Raw genomic sequence first — 15520 nt, 5'->3', positions numbered from 1 at the left:
ATTCTCTTGTTAAAAGGCTGCTATAGCACCTATATGCGGCTTACCAATCAATGACATTTGGATCCTAAATGCTCGTCGACAGCCACTGCCATCTCGATTTTCCTGATTTTAACGGCGAACGCGCCGACCTGATCGCCCGGGCCAAAGCGGCCGGTGTGGAGCTGATGGTGACCATCTGCACCCATATCCGCAAATTCGACCAGGTGCGTGCAATCGCGGAAGAATATCCGGACGTCTATTGTTCGGTTGGAACACACCCCCACAACGCCGGGACGGAGCGCGGCATAACAGCCGACGAAATCGTGCAGTTGACGAACCACCCCAAGGTGGTGGCGATTGGTGAGGCTGGTCTGGATTTTTTCTACGACAAGGCTCCGCGCGACGCACAGGCGGAAGGTCTGCGCATCCATATTGAGGCAGCACGGCGCACTGGTTTGCCGCTTGTCATTCACTCACGCGACGCAGATGACGACATGGCCACGATCTTGCGCGAGGAAATGGGGAAGGGGGCCTTCCCCGCCCTTCTGCACTGCTTCTCGTCCGGCCGCGATCTCGCACTGACGGGTATCGAGCTTGGCCTTTATGTTTCCTTTTCCGGAATATTGACCTTCAAGCGCTCTGAAGAGATCCGCGACATAGCCCGTGAACTGCCGGCCGACCGTTTGCTGGTGGAAACCGACGCTCCCTATCTGGCCCCGCAGCCCAAGCGCGGCAAGCGAAACGAACCGGCCTATACGGCCATGACAGCAGCGGTTCTGGCGGAAACGCGCGGTGTCTCGAAAGAAGAGATTGCCCGGCAAACCACAGACAATTTCTTTCGCCTTTTCAACAAGGTGCCTCGCAAGAGCCAGCAAACAAAAGCGATTGCTTCATGACATTGACGCTGACCATTCTCGGATGCGGTTCGTCCGGTGGCGTGCCGCGTGTCGGCAACGATTGGGGCGACTGCGATCCCAATGAGCCGAAGAACCGACGCGGCCGCTGTGCGCTTCTTGTGGAAAAGCGTGTGGATAACAAGTGCACAACGGTGTTGATAGACAGCGGCCCCGACATCAGGTCGCAGCTTCTGGCTGCGAACGTGAAGCAGCTGGATGCCGTTCTATACACCCATTCCCACGCCGATCATCTGCACGGAATTGACGACTTGCGAGCCTTCTGGGTCCAGTCCGGCAAAAGAGTGCCTGTCTACATGGATGACGTAACCTCCGACAGGGCACTCTCGGCATTCAGTTATTGTTTCGAAACACCGGCAGGGTCCAACTACCCACCCATTCTGGAGCGGCGTGAACTTCAGCCGGGTAAGCCTGTTACAATCGATGGAAGCGGCGGCGCGATCACATTCGAACCATTCGATGTCGTCCATGGCGAGATCCATGCACTCGGGTTTCGCATCGGTGGCGCTGCCTACATTCCAGATGTTTCGGACATTCCCGAAACGACCCTTAACCAGTTGAAAGACCTCGATCTTTTGATCCTGGATTGCTTGCGCCGCAGACCGCACCCAAGCCATTTCTGCCTTACGGATGCGCTTTCGTGGACTGGTAAAATTGCACCGAAACGCGCCATTTTCACCAATCTTCACAATGACTTGGACTACCACGTTCTGTCCGCTGAACTGCCTGAGACCGTAGAACCGGCATATGATGGAATGGTTCTGACCGCGGAAAACGCCGTCATGGGCAAAGAAAGCATCCTATCGACCGATGGCTGATAAGCCGCGATATAAACCACCGACCGAAGACCGGCTGATCAGGTCTGCGCTTCATTATCTGGAACGCTATGCAACATCGGCAGCCAATCTTCGCAAGGTTCTCGAACGCAAGGTGCTCAAAGCCTGTTTGAGCCTTGAGCTTGAACCGGCCGACTATTCGGATGTGATCGACGCTGTCGTTGAAAAATGCGTCCAGACAGGTCTCGTCAACGACAAAACCTACGCGGAAACCAAAACCGCCGGATTGCGGCGCCGTGGCGGATCAACCCGTAAGATCGAAGCGCAGCTCACAGCCAAAGGTGTCGACAGAACCACAATTCAGACGGTGCTGGCACAGGACGAGCGGAGCGACGAAGAAGCTGCCCAAATCTTTGCAAGACGCAGACGTCTCGGACCGTTCAGAACGACACCGGCACGCGATGACCGCCGCGACAAGGACCTGGCTGCCTTGTGCCGCGCCGGATTTTCCTACGACATCGCGCGAAAAGTGATCGACGGCTCCGAAGGCGACTGAGCCACGTCGTCGACCAGTCAGCCGTACATGAAACGACGCGCTTTCCAGAGCAAATCTCAAGCGACAGTCGATGGCTGCAGCTAAGGCACTGGTACACCGAAACAAACTGCCACTAACACAGATGTTCCATAATATTGATTATGCGATTTGTTTGTGTAGACGCCGGACTAAAATGTCTCACATGTCCAATTCAAGAACGTCACGCTTCCCGCTTTGTTGAGCGTCGGTCGCTAGAGCATGGAATACAAGCCGACTTGCTTGCCATACAGAACAACGTCTATTTCTGCAGAATGAAAAAGTATGGACGAACCTTCCATTTGCCCATGTCGCCTGGAAGCACCAGCGACGACAAGACCATGGGATCGGTGCGAGGTCTCATGGTGGAAGATCTCGTCATTACCGAAAAGATGGATGGTGAAAACACGACAATTCACAACGGTGGTACATTCGCCCGCAGTCCTGATAGCCGTTACCATCCGTCCCGTGACTGGCTGAAGGCTTTTGCTGCCAGCATTTCTCCGCAATTGGCAGACGATGAACGCATCGTTGGCGAAAATCTTTATGCGTGGCACTCTGTCGCCTATACTTCGTTATCGTCCTATTTCCTTGGGTTCGCATGGATTATCGGCGAGGAGATCCAGAGCTGGGACAAGACCTTGTGCAGGTTTGAAGAACTCGGCATCAGTTCCGTGCCGACGCTCTTTCGCGGGGGATTCAGAGCCAGTCTGTTCGAAGAGATTATTGCGTCTTTGGACTTCACCAAACAGGAAGGCTTTGTGGTGCGCATTGCCGACGCGTTTAACGAAGGCGACATGCCAGTTTCTATGGGCAAGTATGTCCGAGCCGGTCATGTTCAAAGCGAGACGCACTGGATGAAGGCCGAGTTGATTGCCAATCAGCTGGCACGCGACTGATCTCTGATGCGTCAATTCACAAAGTTCCCAGCGCACCTTATCCGTCCTCCCTGGGATAGCGGACAGCCTCCTCCCCTGACCAGCATGTCAACCTGTTGGCTTCGTGGCGAAGGCTATAATCTTGGCGTGAGGCATTTGTAAGATGGCGAACTTGGAAACCGATCGCTTGCAACTGTCTCCTGTACGTTCTGAAGACTGGGAAGCGTATCACGCCATTTTGTCGGCACCAGAAATATCCGAATATACCGACCTGCCCCGAAAGCCTTCTGAGAAACGAACGAAGGCACTAGTCAACTGGATGGTCCAGGCTGCCAATCCAAAGGGTATGGCTGGATGGTTCGAGAGAGCAGGACGGGAGCCATAGTAGGTTGCATTCGCTTGAACTCCATCAGCAGGCAAGCCTCGTTTGCGGTTGTCGGTTACGAGTATGACAAACGCTATTGGGGCAAAGGATATGCGACAGAAGCATTGATAGCGGTCACGAACCACTGTCATAAAAACATGCTGCTATATCGTCTTGAAGCTTGGACATTGGCAGGAAACGAAGCGTCGGATCGCATTTTGCAGAAAGCTGGCTTTCGACTGGAAGGCACCCAGCGGCAGAAAATGATCCTGCGTGGACAGCATTTTGACCAGCGGCTATTCGGGAGATTGGCAGACGATCATTTTGCGTGATTTAACGCGCTGCCAAGCCCAATTCCGGAATAAGAACGCCCTCCTTCCACATCATGGCAAAGAGAGGTAATCGAGCATGGAACGGTGAAACGGTTCGCCTCTCCCGAGGAACGCCGGCCCTTGTTGGTTTCTGAGGTCCCTTTCCGTTCTTTCTCCTATTCAGCAAGACGATGCATCGTGCAACTCCATCGGCATTCCATAATTCGGCGCAAGGCGAAGCTGGCAAGAACCGAATACTGATTTTGAGCGTCAGAAGTCAGCACAGACGTCTCAGAACAAAGTCCGCACGGTTTTTGACGTCAATCTTTGGCAGGATGATTACATCGTACCCAAGCTGCTCGAAGGTTGCGAGCAATCGCTGGTATTCTGCAAGAGCCTCATCAAAAGAATGCTGACGTTCACTGTCTGTCTCATAAATCTCAAGCCAGGGCGGAGTCAGAAAAACCTGGTGATGATACCGGGCTGTTTTGCTGACAGTATCAGATGCTGCTATCCCGGTTGCGTGCTCCAACGCGACCGCTGCGTCGATAAGACCGCGATCGAAAAAGACCCAACTGTCGGCACTGGAAAACTGTTCCCGGTCTCGGGATGACATCTCGATGGCACGCCTTGCGAAAGCTTCAAGACTAACCCAGGGAAGCGCCTTCCCCTCGCCGCGCTGTTCTTCCGCGCCAATCCTGCGGCCTGGTTCCGGAACTGTCTGAAACTCGCGTCGGGCAAGTTCCTCCAAAAGGGTCGACTTTCCACCACCGGAACATCCGGAAAGAATGACGTGCCGGCTGTAAGTGTAATTCTGCATCGCGATTTCCTGTTGGGAACAATCTGTTCTGAAGACGACGCCTCACGGGCTCGGTAACCCGCAATGAACCGCCGTTGAGTTTCCATCTGACATGGATCTCTATTCTTCGTTGCACATTGCCTGCAAAGCTCTGGCTTGTGTCCCATCGATGTCTGGGCTCGACAACCCAGACCGGCAAACCAGAGCCTTCCAGAGCGCCCACGCCTTTGCCCTTTGCCAGGTCTGATTGTCTGTCGCGCAGGTCTCTCGGAAGGCCTTTCAAGCGTCGCCAACGAAATAGGTCCAGGCCATCACCAAATCGCACGCAGGGTCTCCGATACAGCTTTGGCTTCCGGAGGATTACACGATGTGACGAACAGGAAGCCGTCCCGCTTCGATAATTCCTATGATATTTAACGGACATGTCAGCAACCGATCGATACGCTTTTCGAAGGGTAACACCAGCCGATTTTGGTCTGCTGGCGGAATGGCTATCCCGACCGCATGTTCGTGCATGGTGGGACAATGTTGAGCCTTACACAGAGCAAAAGCTGGCAGATCCTCAGGTAAGACGATGGATTGTCTCAACGGCGGAAGGCGCCTTTGCCTACATACAGGACTACACGGTCCATGGCTCTGAAGATCATCATTTTTACGGGCTTCCCGCGGGCGCCAGAGGCATTGACCAATACATTGGCGACCCTGTTCTGACAGGCAAAGGTCATGGACCTGCTTTTATCTCGCAGCACGTGAAGATGCTGTTTGAGGAAGGCGCTCCCGTCGTCGCAACCGATCCTCACCCGGAAAACATTCGTGCCATCACGGCATACAAAAAGGCTGGATTTCGCGCGTTCGGGCCGCCTCAGGAGACACGCTGGGGCCTGATACGCCCCATGAAAATCAGTTCACCCTACTTCGCATAGCGCTTATTACGCCCCTCGCCTGCCCGTCATTTGCGGGCTGAAATCGGGTTAAAAACACGCTTGCTGAGCTCGCCCGCACACCATCACCAGGCTGGCATTCGGCTGGCGACATCTAGGGCTTTGCTGCAACCAGACAATACGACATCGGCACCTGGGCATCCCGGTTCTCATAGAGGTCGTACTCAGGTTCGCGAATGGAATGGCCGTATTCCTTCAACTCGATAATTTGTAGACCTGACGCGGCGGCCGCGCTGACGATGTCACCGAGTGAATGAATAAACCAATAGCCGGTCTCCCCCTTCCCGTGGTTCTTGCCGTCGTAACTGATGGCATCGGATACGACTTGCGGTCGACGGTCAAAATAACTGAATGAAGGTTCGTACGGCGTTTTGCTGTCCGGATCGAACATCTCGAGAAACGGATGTGTCTCGTAAATCACCAGAGCCCCACCGGGTTTCAGGAGACCGGCCACAATGCGGAAAAAGCCGAATAGATCGGGCATCCAGTTCAATACACCGATGGTGATAAGGGCCAGATCGTAACTGCCAACATCTTCTGGCAGATCATAGACATCAGCTTCCAGGAAGCGAAGCGCCAAACCGGCGGCGTCAGCAAGCTGACGAGCCTGCGCCAAAAATTCACCTGATTGATCGATCCCCAGGGCGGGTCGAATTCCAAGGGATGCCAGTGACAACAGCTCTCTGGCGTTGTTGCAGCCAATTTGAACTGCTGTTTTTCCTTTGAAATCCATACGTTTCAAAGTTGCAATCAAGTGCTCGTCCAGAACACTGAACCCGGGTCTTGAAGCCTCTTCCAGCAAAAGCTTCCACCGTTCACCACTGCTGTGCAACGATGCTGACGCATTCCAGGCCGCCTTGTTTGCTGACGTATATGTTTTGCGGAGTTCGTCTTTCATTTAACAAATTTCTTCTGAAAATTTCACGTTGCCAAACGGTCTTTTTCTATCACCATCTCAGCTCGGCCAATGCGTCAATTCAAAACCATCCTTTTCGGAAAACCAATACCACGACGGTAAGATTACGATCGGAAGTTCTCTCAGGTCGGTCACGCCGCGGATAGATAGAAGGCCGGTGTCGCGTGAAATGCTTGCGTAAAAGGTCGTCAGACTTTGCGGCGCCGTAATATCGCGCTATCGCTGATGCCAAGTTCAATTTTCTTATGCGATTCTACTGGAGACTTTTTTGACCTCTCAATCTCAGAAACTCCACGTTGCCGTCCTCTTCGGTGGCCGTTCCGCCGAACACGAAGTCTCAGTTCTTTCCGCCACGAATGTCATGCACGCGCTGGACCCTTCCAAGTACGACGCTGTACCCGTGTATGTGACCCGAGAGGGGCAATGGCTGTTGAGCAGTTATGAAAATGGAAATCTGACACGGCCCTCTTCCGGCAGTGAGATTTGCCTCGTTCCGGGTGGCAAGGGACGAGCGATAGCGCTGGACGAAAGCGGAGCACCTCATGATCTTGCAAAGCTCGATGCATTGTTTCCGGTGCTCCACGGTCTCCACGGTGAAGATGGCGCCGTGCAAGGGCTTGCGGAAGTGGCTCGGGTACCGCTCGTTGGATGCGGTATCGCCGGGTCAGCGAACGCGCTCGACAAGGACCTCGCAAAACGGCTTCTGACCGAGGCAGGCCTTCCAACCGCCCGTTCGATTACCATTCGCCCGGATGATGCTCCGGCTTTCGAGTTACTGAAGACTGATCTTGGCCAGCCTGTTTTTATCAAACCTGCGCGGCAAGGGTCCTCTGTCGGTGTCAGCAAGGTTACGACCGCGACCGAGTATGACGCTGCCCTTGAAGAAGGCTTCAAGCACGACAGCAAGCTTCTTGCCGAAGAATTTGTGCTTGGACGTGAGATCGAGTTTGCGGTTCTGGAAGAGTGCGATGGCACGCTGTTCGTCTCCCGGCCAGGAGAAATCGCCCCTGCCGAGAGCCACGGCTTTTACACCTACGACGCCAAATATGTCGACGAAGACGGTGCGGCGCTGAAAGTGCCGGCGGAACTGCCGAGCGAAGTTGAGAGCCGGTTGAAAGAACTGGCAGCAAAAGCCTTTCGCGCACTCGGCTGCGATGGAATGGCCCGTGTTGATTTTTTTGTTACCCAGAGCATGGACGTCCTCATCAACGAACTCAACACGATCCCGGGCTTTACAAACATCAGCATGTACTCGAAAGCCATGGCGGCGAGCGGTGTCAGCTATCCGGAAATCATCGATCGCCTGATTGCCCACGGCATTGCCCGATCCGGGCGGGATATCTGAAAAATCAATTCCACACGTTCAAGGCAGAGATTTCCGCTCGGTCTTGTCATCAATGACCAGAAGCGCGGCGGGGTGTGAACCGGTCCAACAGCGGATATGCGCCCATGTTACCAACCAGGGATGCCCCGGAAAAAGCAGCCGGCTCCGGTTTACGAACCGTCGTAACCCGCTGACCGGCCGCGCATCTTCTTGATCTGGCCACGCTGTTTCTTTGCATCGAGACGGCGTCTCTTGGAGCCGAGGGTCGGTTTTGTCGCCTTGCGAGGCTTTGGCTTTTCCGTCGCCTTTCGAAGCAATCCCAAAAGACGCTCCAGCGCGTCTTCCCGGTTCCGTTCGCGTGTCCGAAACCTATCTGCCTGCAAGACAATCTCGCCGCCGAGGGTCAGCCGGCTTCCGGCAATTTTTGCGGCACGCGACTTGACGTCCTCCGGCAGCGTTTCATTGCCCGCAAGATCAAACCGAAGCTGAACAGCCGTCGACACCTTGTTGACATTCTGCCCGCCAGGCCCGGAAGCTCGAATAAAGTCTTCGGTCAAATCTTCCCTGAGTATGAAAAGCCGACCGGTCACCTCGATTCTGGATGACGCGTGCGGATCATCGCCGCCGCTCATTCCGCCAGTCCGTCTTCACTTGGCAAACTCAGGCCGACACCGTTCAGGATCAGCGTCGTCACCGCGGCTTCCGTTTCAGCCTGGAAGGCCGCATCGGAAAGGTCTTTTCCGGTCAAAGCTTTGATCTGTACGGAAAAATCAGCGTAATGCTGCGTTGTTGCCCAGATCGTGAAAATGAGATGCACGGGATCGACACTGCGCATCTTGCCTGCCGCAATCCAGTCTTCGATCACCTGGCTCTTTTCGGCAACCAGCCGCTTAAGGTCCGTTTGCAGGATCGGCAATATCTGTGGTGCGCCCTGCATCACCTCATTGGCAAACAGCCGCGACGCCTCGGGAAATCTGGCCGACATCTCGATCTTCTGACGGATATAGGCGGCTAATTCCTGCGCCGGCTCTCCGTCCGGATTAAGCGTCTTCAGGGGCGCCAGCCAGACTTCCAGAATATGAGCCAACGTCGCGTTGTAGATCGCTTCCTTCGATGAGAAGTAATAGAGCAGATTGGACTTCGACATTCCCGCATCCGCGGCAATGCGTTCAACGGTCGCGCCGGAAAATCCCTTCATGGAAAACTCGCCGAGAGCCGCCTCCAGAATCAGGGACCGGTTCTTTTCCTGGATCCGGCTCAGTCCGCCTGATTTCAAAGATGCCTGTGCTTGCCCGCCCAAATCCGCCATCAATTGTTCCGCTTTCTGCCCCGAAGGATACCAACCCTGTTCCCAATTCATAACAGTGTAATTTCCTGAAATTACACCGATTCAACGCTTGGCAAATGCGGCATCGGAAGGAATGACCAGAAATTAGTCATGACAACCGGATTTGCATCTTGACCATTTGGTCAAATCCCTCCTAGGGTAAATTGACCAGTTGGTCAGAAGGCTAGTCGATTGATCCGTCCCTCGCAATGGGGATGTCTTGAACCACCGGCGACCTTCGGCCACTACATAAATCCGGGCAAAACCGGACAGGCTGCAAGGCCAGACAGAGGATTAAGGCGGACAGGAAAGAGGCAAAAGCCCATCCGGAACGCCTAGGAACAGTGTGGGGAGAGGACCGGCGCAGTGGGCACTGCCGTTGACGCGGTGCGCGTGCTATTCCTTCCAACACAATTTCGCAACAGTCGGCCGCTTCCATAACGAAGGGTCGCAAGGAGGACGTATGTCAGCATCGAGCCAGGCTGCCACCAACAATCTCGAAGCTTTCTGGATGCCGTTCACGGCCAACCGGCAGTTCAAACAGTCTCCGCGCATGTTCGTATCCGCCAAGGACATGCACTATACCACCGCCGACGGCAGGCAGGTGCTCGACGGCACGGCAGGGCTCTGGTGCTGCAATGCCGGCCATTCCCGGCCCAGGGTCGTTGAAGCGGTGCAAAAGCAGATTGCCGAACTGGACTACGCTCCCGCTTTCCAGATGGGCCACCCCAAGGCGTTCGAACTGGCCGCCCGTCTTGCAGCGATGATGCCCTCCCCGCTGGACCATGTCTTTTTCACCAACTCCGGATCGGAAAGTGTCGACACCGCTTTGAAGATCGCGCTTGCCTACCAGCGCGCCATCGGTCAGGGCACACGCACCCGCTTGATTGGTCGCGAGCGCGGGTATCATGGTGTCGGCTTTGGAGGCATTTCGGTCGGCGGCATTGTCTCCAACCGCAAGACCTTCGGCACGATGCTCACCGGCGTCGACCACATGCGCCACACGCACGACCCCGAACGCAACGCATTTTCCCGCGGCATGCCGGAAAGCGGCGCCGAATATGCCGAAGAGCTGATCCGTATCATCCAGCTTCACGATCCTTCGACAATTGCCGCTGTGATCGTCGAACCTGTTGCAGGCTCGACCGGCGTTCTGATCCCGCCGAAGGGGTATCTGGAACGCCTGCGCGACATCTGCTCACAGAACGGCATTTTGCTGATTTTCGATGAGGTCATCACCGGCTTCGGCCGTCTGGGATCGCCGTTTGCGACCGACTTCTTCGGTGTCACACCGGATCTCGTTACAACGGCGAAGGGGCTGACCTCCGGCGTCATTCCAATGGGCGCCGTATTCTGCACGTCCGACATCTATCAAGCCTTCATGACCGGTCCGGAACACATGATCGAATTGTTCCACGGTTATACCTATTCCGCGCATCCCCTCGCCTGCGCGGCCGCACTCGCAACGCTCGACACCTATGAGGAAGAAGGTCTCCTGACGCGCGCCGCCGACCTTGCCCAATACTGGGAGGACGGCCTGCATTCGCTAAAGGATTGCCCGAATGTCATCGACATCCGCAACCTGGGCCTGATTGGCGCAATTGAACTGACCCCGATTGCCGGCGAACCGACCAAGCGGGCGTTCTCGGCCTTTCTGAAGGCCTATGACGACGGGCTGCTGATCCGGACCACTGGAGATATCATCGCCCTCTCTCCACCCCTGATTATTTCAAAGGAACAGATCGACGAACTGTTCGGTAAGCTGCGCAGCGTGCTGAACGCAATCGACTGACATCCGGCAAGACCAGAGACATAGACACGTTTTAGGAGACACAGACATGGCAGCCCCCGGCGAAAACCTGAGGATCAACGCAGAACGCCTCTGGGACAGTCTGATGGAGATGGCCAAGGTTGGACCGGGTGTTGCCGGCGGCAACAATCGCCAGACCCTGACCGACGCAGACGCCGAAGGCCGTAAGCTGTTCCAGAAGTGGTGCGAGGAAGCCGGCATGAGCATGGCTGTCGACACCATGGGCAACATGTTCATGACGCGTCCGGGAACAGACCCGGACGCCCTGCCTGTCTATGTCGGCTCCCACCTCGATACGCAGCCGACCGGCGGCAAATACGATGGCGTTCTGGGCGTTCTCGGTGGGCTGGAAGTCGTCCGCACCATGAATGACCTCGGCATCAAGACAAAACATCCGATCGTTGTCACCAACTGGACCAACGAAGAAGGCACACGCTTTGCTCCGGCAATGCTTGCCTCCGGCGTCTTCGCCGGTGTTCACACCCAGGACTGGGCCTATGACCGGAGTGATCACGAAGGTCTGAAATTCGGCGACGAGCTGAAACGCATCGGTTGGGTTGGCGATGAAGAAGTCGGTGCCCGCAAGACCAAGATGCACGCCATGTTCGAGCTGCATATCGAGCAGGGCCCGATCCTGGAAGCGGAAGGCAAGGACATCGGCGTCGTTACTCATGGCCAGGGCCTGTCGTGGACACAAGTCACCGTTACGGGCAAGGACAGCCATACTGGTTCCACACCGATGCCCTTGCGCAAGAATGCCGGCCTCGGCATGGCCCGCATTCTTCAACTGGTCGACGAAATCGCCTGGTCGCATGCACCACATGCCGTTGGCGCCGCAGGCCATATCGACGTCTTCCCGAATTCTCGAAACGTGATCCCCGGCAAGGCCGTCTTTACCATCGATTTCCGCTCTCCCGACATTGCCGTCATCAAGGATATGGAAGACCGCCTGAAAATAGGCGCGAAGAAGATCTGCGATGAGATGGGACTGGACGTGGAGTTCGAAAAAGTCGGTGGCTTCGACCCGGTGGAATTCGACAAGGGGTGCGTCAAGGCTGTCCGCAGTGCAGCCGAACGCCTCGGCTATTCCCACCAGAACATCATTTCCGGCGCCGGACACGATGCCTGCTGGATCAACAAGGTCGCTCCAACCGCGATGATCATGTGCCCCTGTGTCGACGGCCTGTCGCACAACGAGGCAGAAGAGATCTCCAGAGATTGGGCAAAAGCTGGTGCGGACGTCCTGTTCCACGCGGTCGTCGAAACGGCGGAGATTGTGGAATAGCAAAAGATCGGCAGACCGGTGCGGATCCGCGCCGCGTTTGTACAAGCCAAACTGTCCCGGGCTTGATCCGGAACCGGAAAAGAGGAACGGCGAATAGATGCTCGCAAACGGAAAGGCATTGGTACTGCTCTGCGGCCTGCTCCTGGTCGCAGCACCTGCCCATGCCTTCTCCGTTGGCGACAGTTGGGATTGGCAGCTCACCGAACCGGTCGATCTGAACCGGCAGGTCAGCGTTCTGGATCTTCACCCCGATCTGGTGACACCGGACGACCTTGCCGCGCTGCAGCAGAAAGGGGTCCGAACCATATGCTACGTCAGCATCGGTACGCTGGAAGCTGGCTCGAAGGACTACAAAGCCTTTCCGGAAGACGTAGTGGGCAAGACCTATGAAGATTGGCCGGATGAACGTTTTCTCGACATTCGCCGACTTGATGTCCTGCTTCCCATTATGAAATCCCGTTTCGAGGCCTGCAAGAACGAAGGCTTCGACGCGATTGAACCTGACAACATGGACGTTCATGACAACGACAGTGGATTTCCGATCACTGCGGATGATGTCGTCGCCTATGTCGCCAGGCTGGCTGCCATCGCACATTCTCTCGACCTCGGTATCGGTCAGAAAAATGTGCCCGACCTTACAGCCGACCTGATCGATCACATGGATTTCCTGATCGCCGAAAGCTGTTTTCAGGACAGATGGTGTGCCGACGTTGGCGCTTATGTCCGGGATGGCAAACCGGTTTTCGACGCAGAATATACGGACCGACCGATAGACTTTTCAGAAGCCTGCGAGGTCGCCGCGCAAGAGAATATCGCCATGATCCTGAAGGACCGGGATCTAACGGCACCGGTAGAAACCTGCCCCTGAGGCAGACTACCGCCAGAAATACCGGCAATTCGCACCGGGCAAGTGACAAACGAAAAGGGGAACACAAATGGCCAGCAAAGTGATCAAGGGCGGTACGGTTGTTACCGCCGATCTTTCCTACGAAGCCGATGTGAAAATCGAAGACGGCCGCATTGTCGAAATCGGACCCAACCTGTCCGGTGACGAAACCCTGGATGCGACCGGCTGTTACATCATGCCAGGCGGCATCGATCCGCACACCCACCTGGAAATGCCCTTCATGGGCACATTCTCGACGGACAATTTCGACAGCGGAACGCGCGCGGCACTTGCCGGCGGTACGACCATGGTTGTCGATTTCGCCCTGCCCTCGCCCGGCCAATCCCTGCTGGAAGCGCTGCAGATGTGGGACAACAAGTCGTCAATGGCCCACTGCGACTATTCCTTCCACATGGCGATCACCTGGTGGGGCGAGCAGGTCTTCAATGACATGCAGACCGTTGTGCAACAGAAGGGCATCAACACCTTCAAACACTTCATGGCCTACAAGGGCGCCTTGATGGTGAATGACGACGAGATGTTCGCCTCGTTCTCACGCTGCGCCGAACTCGGCGCCTTGCCACTGGTGCATGCAGAAAACGGAGACGTGGTTGCCACCTTGCAGCAAAAACTACTTGCAGAAGGCAACAACGGTCCGGAAGCCCATGCCTATTCCCGTCCGCCGGAAGTGGAAGGCGAAGCCACCAACCGCGCGATCATGATCGCAGACATGGCTGGCGTGCCGGTCTATATCGTTCACACGTCTTCCGAACAGGCGCATGAAGCCATTCGCCGGGCCCGTCAAAATGGCATCCGGGCTTACGGCGAACCGCTTATCCAGCACCTGACGCTTGATGACGGCGAATACAAGAACGCCGATTGGGACCATGCAGCCCGCCGGGTCATGTCGCCTCCGTTCCGCGACAAGAAACACCAGGACAGCCTTTGGGCAGGTCTCGCCTCCGGCTCGCTGCAGGTGGTTGCAACGGACCATTGCGCCTTTACGACCGATCAGAAACGCACCGGTGTCGGCGATTTCACCAAGATCCCGAACGGCACCGGCGGCCTTGAAGACCGTATGCCGATGTTGTGGACCTATGGGGTGAATACCGGCCGTCTGACACCGAACGAATTCGTCGCCGTCACTTCAACCAACATTGCAAAGATCCTCAATATCTATCCGAAAAAAGGAGCAATTCTGGTTGGCGCGGATGCCGATCTCGTGGTCTGGGATCCGGAAAAATCAAAGACCATTTCCGCCTCCAGCCAGCAGTCGGCCATCGACTACAACGTGTTCGAGGGCAAGGCTGTCAAAGGGCTGCCACGCTATACGCTGACCCGTGGCCGCGTTGCCGTTGAAGATGGCACGGTCAATCACAGCCAGGGTCACGGCGAATTCGTCGCGCGCAAACCGCATCAGGCCGTCAACAAGGCGCTGAGCACGTGGAAGGAACTGACCGCACCGCGTAAGGTGGAGCGTACCGGCATTCCCGCCAGCGGCGTCTGATCCAAATTCGTCCCCGCCCTTCAGAAGGGCGGGGACTTTCAAGAAACGAAAGTGTCAAACCGGACCCGTTTCGTGCCGCGAGGAAATTGATGACTGCACTTGCCAGCGCAAAGGACACCGCAATGGTGGAAAACAAACAAAGCGCCAGCCCGAACCGGGTAATCGATATCGAGAACCTCTCGCTCACGTTCGAGACCAACGACGGGCCGGTTCATGCGCTTTCAGACATCGATCTGAAGATCGAAGAGGGAGACTTCGTTTCCTTCATCGGTCCCTCTGGCTGCGGCAAGACCACCTTGCTCAGGGTCATCGCCGATCTTGAAAAACCGACAGCCGGTTCCATCTCGGTCAACGGTGTGTCTCCGGAAGACGCCCGCCTTAACCGGGCCTATGGCTATGTCTTCCAGGCTGCCGCCCTTTACCCCTGGCGCACGATTGCCAAGAACGTGGCGTTGCCGCTGGAAATCATGGGGCTGTCAAAGGCTGAACAGCAAGAACGCATTTCCCGCAACATGGAACTGGTCAACCTGACCGGCTTTGAGAAGAAGTATCCCTGGCAGCTCTCCGGTGGAATGCAGCAGCGCGCTTCCATCGCCCGTGCCCTTGCCGTCGAGCCGGATCTGCTCTTGATGGACGAGCCTTTCGGCGCGCTTGACGAGATCGTTCGCGACCACCTGAACGAGCAGCTTCTGCAACTTTGGGCAAAAACCAACAAGACCGTTGTCTTTGTTACCCACTCAATCCCCGAAGCTGTTTTCCTGTCGACCAAGATCGTCGTGCTCTGCCCGCGGCCGGGACGTATCTATGACGTTATCGAAAGCGACCTTCCGCGCGAGCGCAGTCTCGATGTTCGCGAAACACCTGAGTTTCTGAAAATTGCTCACCGGGTGCGCGAAGGCCTGAAAGCGGGACATTCCTATGAGGATTGATCG

16 protein-coding genes are annotated in these 15520 nt (G+C 55.9%); 12 read left to right on the top strand and 4 right to left on the bottom strand.

From position 1 onward, the window contains the following. Window positions 1-68 precede the first annotated feature (68 nt). From FMN63_RS25420 to FMN63_RS25400, 5 genes are all read left to right on the top strand, one after another. A complete protein-coding gene (locus FMN63_RS25420; protein WP_148586876.1) occupies window positions 69-875 on the top strand; it encodes a TatD family hydrolase in 807 nt (268 codons plus the stop codon). Then, on the top strand, window positions 872-1711 hold the full coding sequence (locus FMN63_RS25415) for an MBL fold metallo-hydrolase (protein ID WP_148586875.1): 840 nt from the start codon (window positions 872-874) through the stop codon (window positions 1709-1711). The genes FMN63_RS25420 and FMN63_RS25415 overlap by 4 nt, the downstream gene beginning before the upstream one ends. Continuing rightward, window positions 1704-2225, top strand: coding sequence for a regulatory protein RecX (locus tag FMN63_RS25410; RefSeq protein WP_148586874.1), 522 nt, complete (start codon window positions 1704-1706; stop codon window positions 2223-2225). The genes FMN63_RS25415 and FMN63_RS25410 overlap by 8 nt, the downstream gene beginning before the upstream one ends. 254 nt (window positions 2226-2479) lie before the next feature. Beyond that, window positions 2480-3139 (top strand): RNA ligase family protein, encoded by a 660-nt coding sequence (locus tag FMN63_RS25405; protein WP_286192759.1) that lies wholly within the window; start codon window positions 2480-2482, stop codon window positions 3137-3139. 294 nt (window positions 3140-3433) lie between these two features. Then, complete coding sequence (locus FMN63_RS25400) at window positions 3434-3814, top strand: GNAT family N-acetyltransferase (RefSeq protein ID WP_286192783.1); 381 nt, start codon at window positions 3434-3436, stop codon at window positions 3812-3814. A gap of 256 nt (window positions 3815-4070) precedes the next feature. Here FMN63_RS25400 and FMN63_RS25395 read toward each other — a convergent pair whose 3' ends face one another. Next, entirely contained in the window at window positions 4071-4613 is a 543-nt protein-coding gene (locus tag FMN63_RS25395) for an AAA family ATPase (protein WP_148586872.1), read from the bottom strand. 401 nt (window positions 4614-5014) lie between these two features. On the opposite strand from FMN63_RS25395, the gene FMN63_RS25385 reads away from it, so the two are divergent. Then, window positions 5015-5515 carry a GNAT family N-acetyltransferase gene (locus FMN63_RS25385; RefSeq protein WP_148586871.1) on the top strand — a complete coding sequence of 167 codons (501 nt, stop codon included), beginning with the start codon at window positions 5015-5017 and terminating at the stop codon, window positions 5513-5515. 112 nt (window positions 5516-5627) lie between these two features. Here FMN63_RS25385 and FMN63_RS25380 read toward each other — a convergent pair whose 3' ends face one another. After that, entirely contained in the window at window positions 5628-6431 is an 804-nt protein-coding gene (locus FMN63_RS25380; protein ID WP_148586870.1) for a class I SAM-dependent methyltransferase, read from the bottom strand. A gap of 286 nt (window positions 6432-6717) precedes the next feature. Between FMN63_RS25380 and FMN63_RS25375 the strand changes: the two genes are divergently transcribed. Then, window positions 6718-7794, top strand: coding sequence for a D-alanine--D-alanine ligase family protein (locus FMN63_RS25375; RefSeq protein WP_148586869.1), 1077 nt, complete (start codon window positions 6718-6720; stop codon window positions 7792-7794). Window positions 7795-7943: 149 nt separating this feature from the next. On the opposite strand, the gene arfB is transcribed toward FMN63_RS25375, so the two are convergent. Next, a complete protein-coding gene (gene arfB, locus FMN63_RS25370; RefSeq protein ID WP_148586868.1) occupies window positions 7944-8405 on the bottom strand; it encodes an alternative ribosome rescue aminoacyl-tRNA hydrolase ArfB in 462 nt (153 codons plus the stop codon). Then, a complete protein-coding gene (locus FMN63_RS25365) occupies window positions 8402-9082 on the bottom strand; it encodes a TetR family transcriptional regulator C-terminal domain-containing protein (RefSeq protein WP_148586867.1) in 681 nt (226 codons plus the stop codon). Before FMN63_RS25365 ends, arfB begins: the two co-directional genes overlap by 4 nt. Window positions 9083-9563: 481 nt before the next feature. Here FMN63_RS25365 and aptA point away from each other — a divergent pair, with 481 nt between their 5' ends. From aptA to FMN63_RS25340, 5 genes are all read left to right on the top strand, one after another. Further along, window positions 9564-10892: an omega-aminotransferase AptA gene (gene aptA, locus FMN63_RS25360; protein WP_148586866.1), complete on the top strand. Its 1329-nt coding sequence runs from the start codon at window positions 9564-9566 to the stop codon at window positions 10890-10892. Window positions 10893-10938: 46 nt separating this feature from the next. Beyond that, window positions 10939-12195 carry a Zn-dependent hydrolase gene (locus FMN63_RS25355; RefSeq protein ID WP_148586865.1) on the top strand — a complete coding sequence of 419 codons (1257 nt, stop codon included), beginning with the start codon at window positions 10939-10941 and terminating at the stop codon, window positions 12193-12195. Between the two features lie 97 nt (window positions 12196-12292). Beyond that, window positions 12293-13063 (top strand): endo alpha-1,4 polygalactosaminidase, encoded by a 771-nt coding sequence (locus tag FMN63_RS25350; RefSeq protein ID WP_148586864.1) that lies wholly within the window; start codon window positions 12293-12295, stop codon window positions 13061-13063. A 67-nt stretch (window positions 13064-13130) separates the two neighbouring features. Further along, on the top strand, window positions 13131-14588 hold the full coding sequence (gene hydA / locus FMN63_RS25345; protein WP_148586863.1) for a dihydropyrimidinase: 1458 nt from the start codon (window positions 13131-13133) through the stop codon (window positions 14586-14588). Between the two features lie 122 nt (window positions 14589-14710). After that, complete coding sequence (locus FMN63_RS25340; protein WP_148587351.1) at window positions 14711-15517, top strand: ABC transporter ATP-binding protein; 807 nt, start codon at window positions 14711-14713, stop codon at window positions 15515-15517. Window positions 15518-15520: the final 3 nt, after the last annotated feature.

This window comes from Stappia sp. BW2, from assembly GCF_008107695.1.
Taxonomy (GTDB): Bacteria; Pseudomonadota; Alphaproteobacteria; order Rhizobiales; family Stappiaceae; genus Roseibium.
Note: the sequence above shows the minus strand (reverse complement) of the source record. Positions and strands in the feature narration are given on the sequence as shown.

What these genes read in the sequence shown, in the direction of transcription:
- FMN63_RS25415 (WP_148586875.1), top strand. Translation starts at nt 872, where the DNA reads ATGACATTGACGCTGACCATTCTCGGATGCGGTTCGTCCGGTGGCGTG.
- hydA (WP_148586863.1), top strand. Translation starts at nt 13,131, where the DNA reads ATGGCCAGCAAAGTGATCAAGGGCGGTACGGTTGTTACCGCCGATCTT.
- FMN63_RS25385 (WP_148586871.1), top strand. Translation starts at nt 5,015, where the DNA reads ATGTCAGCAACCGATCGATACGCTTTTCGAAGGGTAACACCAGCCGAT.
- FMN63_RS25395 (WP_148586872.1), bottom strand. Translation starts at nt 4,613, where the DNA reads ATGCAGAATTACACTTACAGCCGGCACGTCATTCTTTCCGGATGTTCC.
- FMN63_RS25380 (WP_148586870.1), bottom strand. Translation starts at nt 6,431, where the DNA reads ATGAAAGACGAACTCCGCAAAACATATACGTCAGCAAACAAGGCGGCC.
- FMN63_RS25365 (WP_148586867.1), bottom strand. Translation starts at nt 9,082, where the DNA reads ATGGCGGATTTGGGCGGGCAAGCACAGGCATCTTTGAAATCAGGCGGA.
- FMN63_RS25410 (WP_148586874.1), top strand. Translation starts at nt 1,704, where the DNA reads ATGGCTGATAAGCCGCGATATAAACCACCGACCGAAGACCGGCTGATC.
- aptA (WP_148586866.1), top strand. Translation starts at nt 9,564, where the DNA reads ATGTCAGCATCGAGCCAGGCTGCCACCAACAATCTCGAAGCTTTCTGG.
- FMN63_RS25350 (WP_148586864.1), top strand. Translation starts at nt 12,293, where the DNA reads ATGCTCGCAAACGGAAAGGCATTGGTACTGCTCTGCGGCCTGCTCCTG.
- FMN63_RS25420 (WP_148586876.1), top strand. Translation starts at nt 69, where the DNA reads ATGCTCGTCGACAGCCACTGCCATCTCGATTTTCCTGATTTTAACGGC.
- arfB (WP_148586868.1), bottom strand. Translation starts at nt 8,405, where the DNA reads ATGAGCGGCGGCGATGATCCGCACGCGTCATCCAGAATCGAGGTGACC.
- FMN63_RS25340 (WP_148587351.1), top strand. Translation starts at nt 14,711, where the DNA reads ATGGTGGAAAACAAACAAAGCGCCAGCCCGAACCGGGTAATCGATATC.
- FMN63_RS25355 (WP_148586865.1), top strand. Translation starts at nt 10,939, where the DNA reads ATGGCAGCCCCCGGCGAAAACCTGAGGATCAACGCAGAACGCCTCTGG.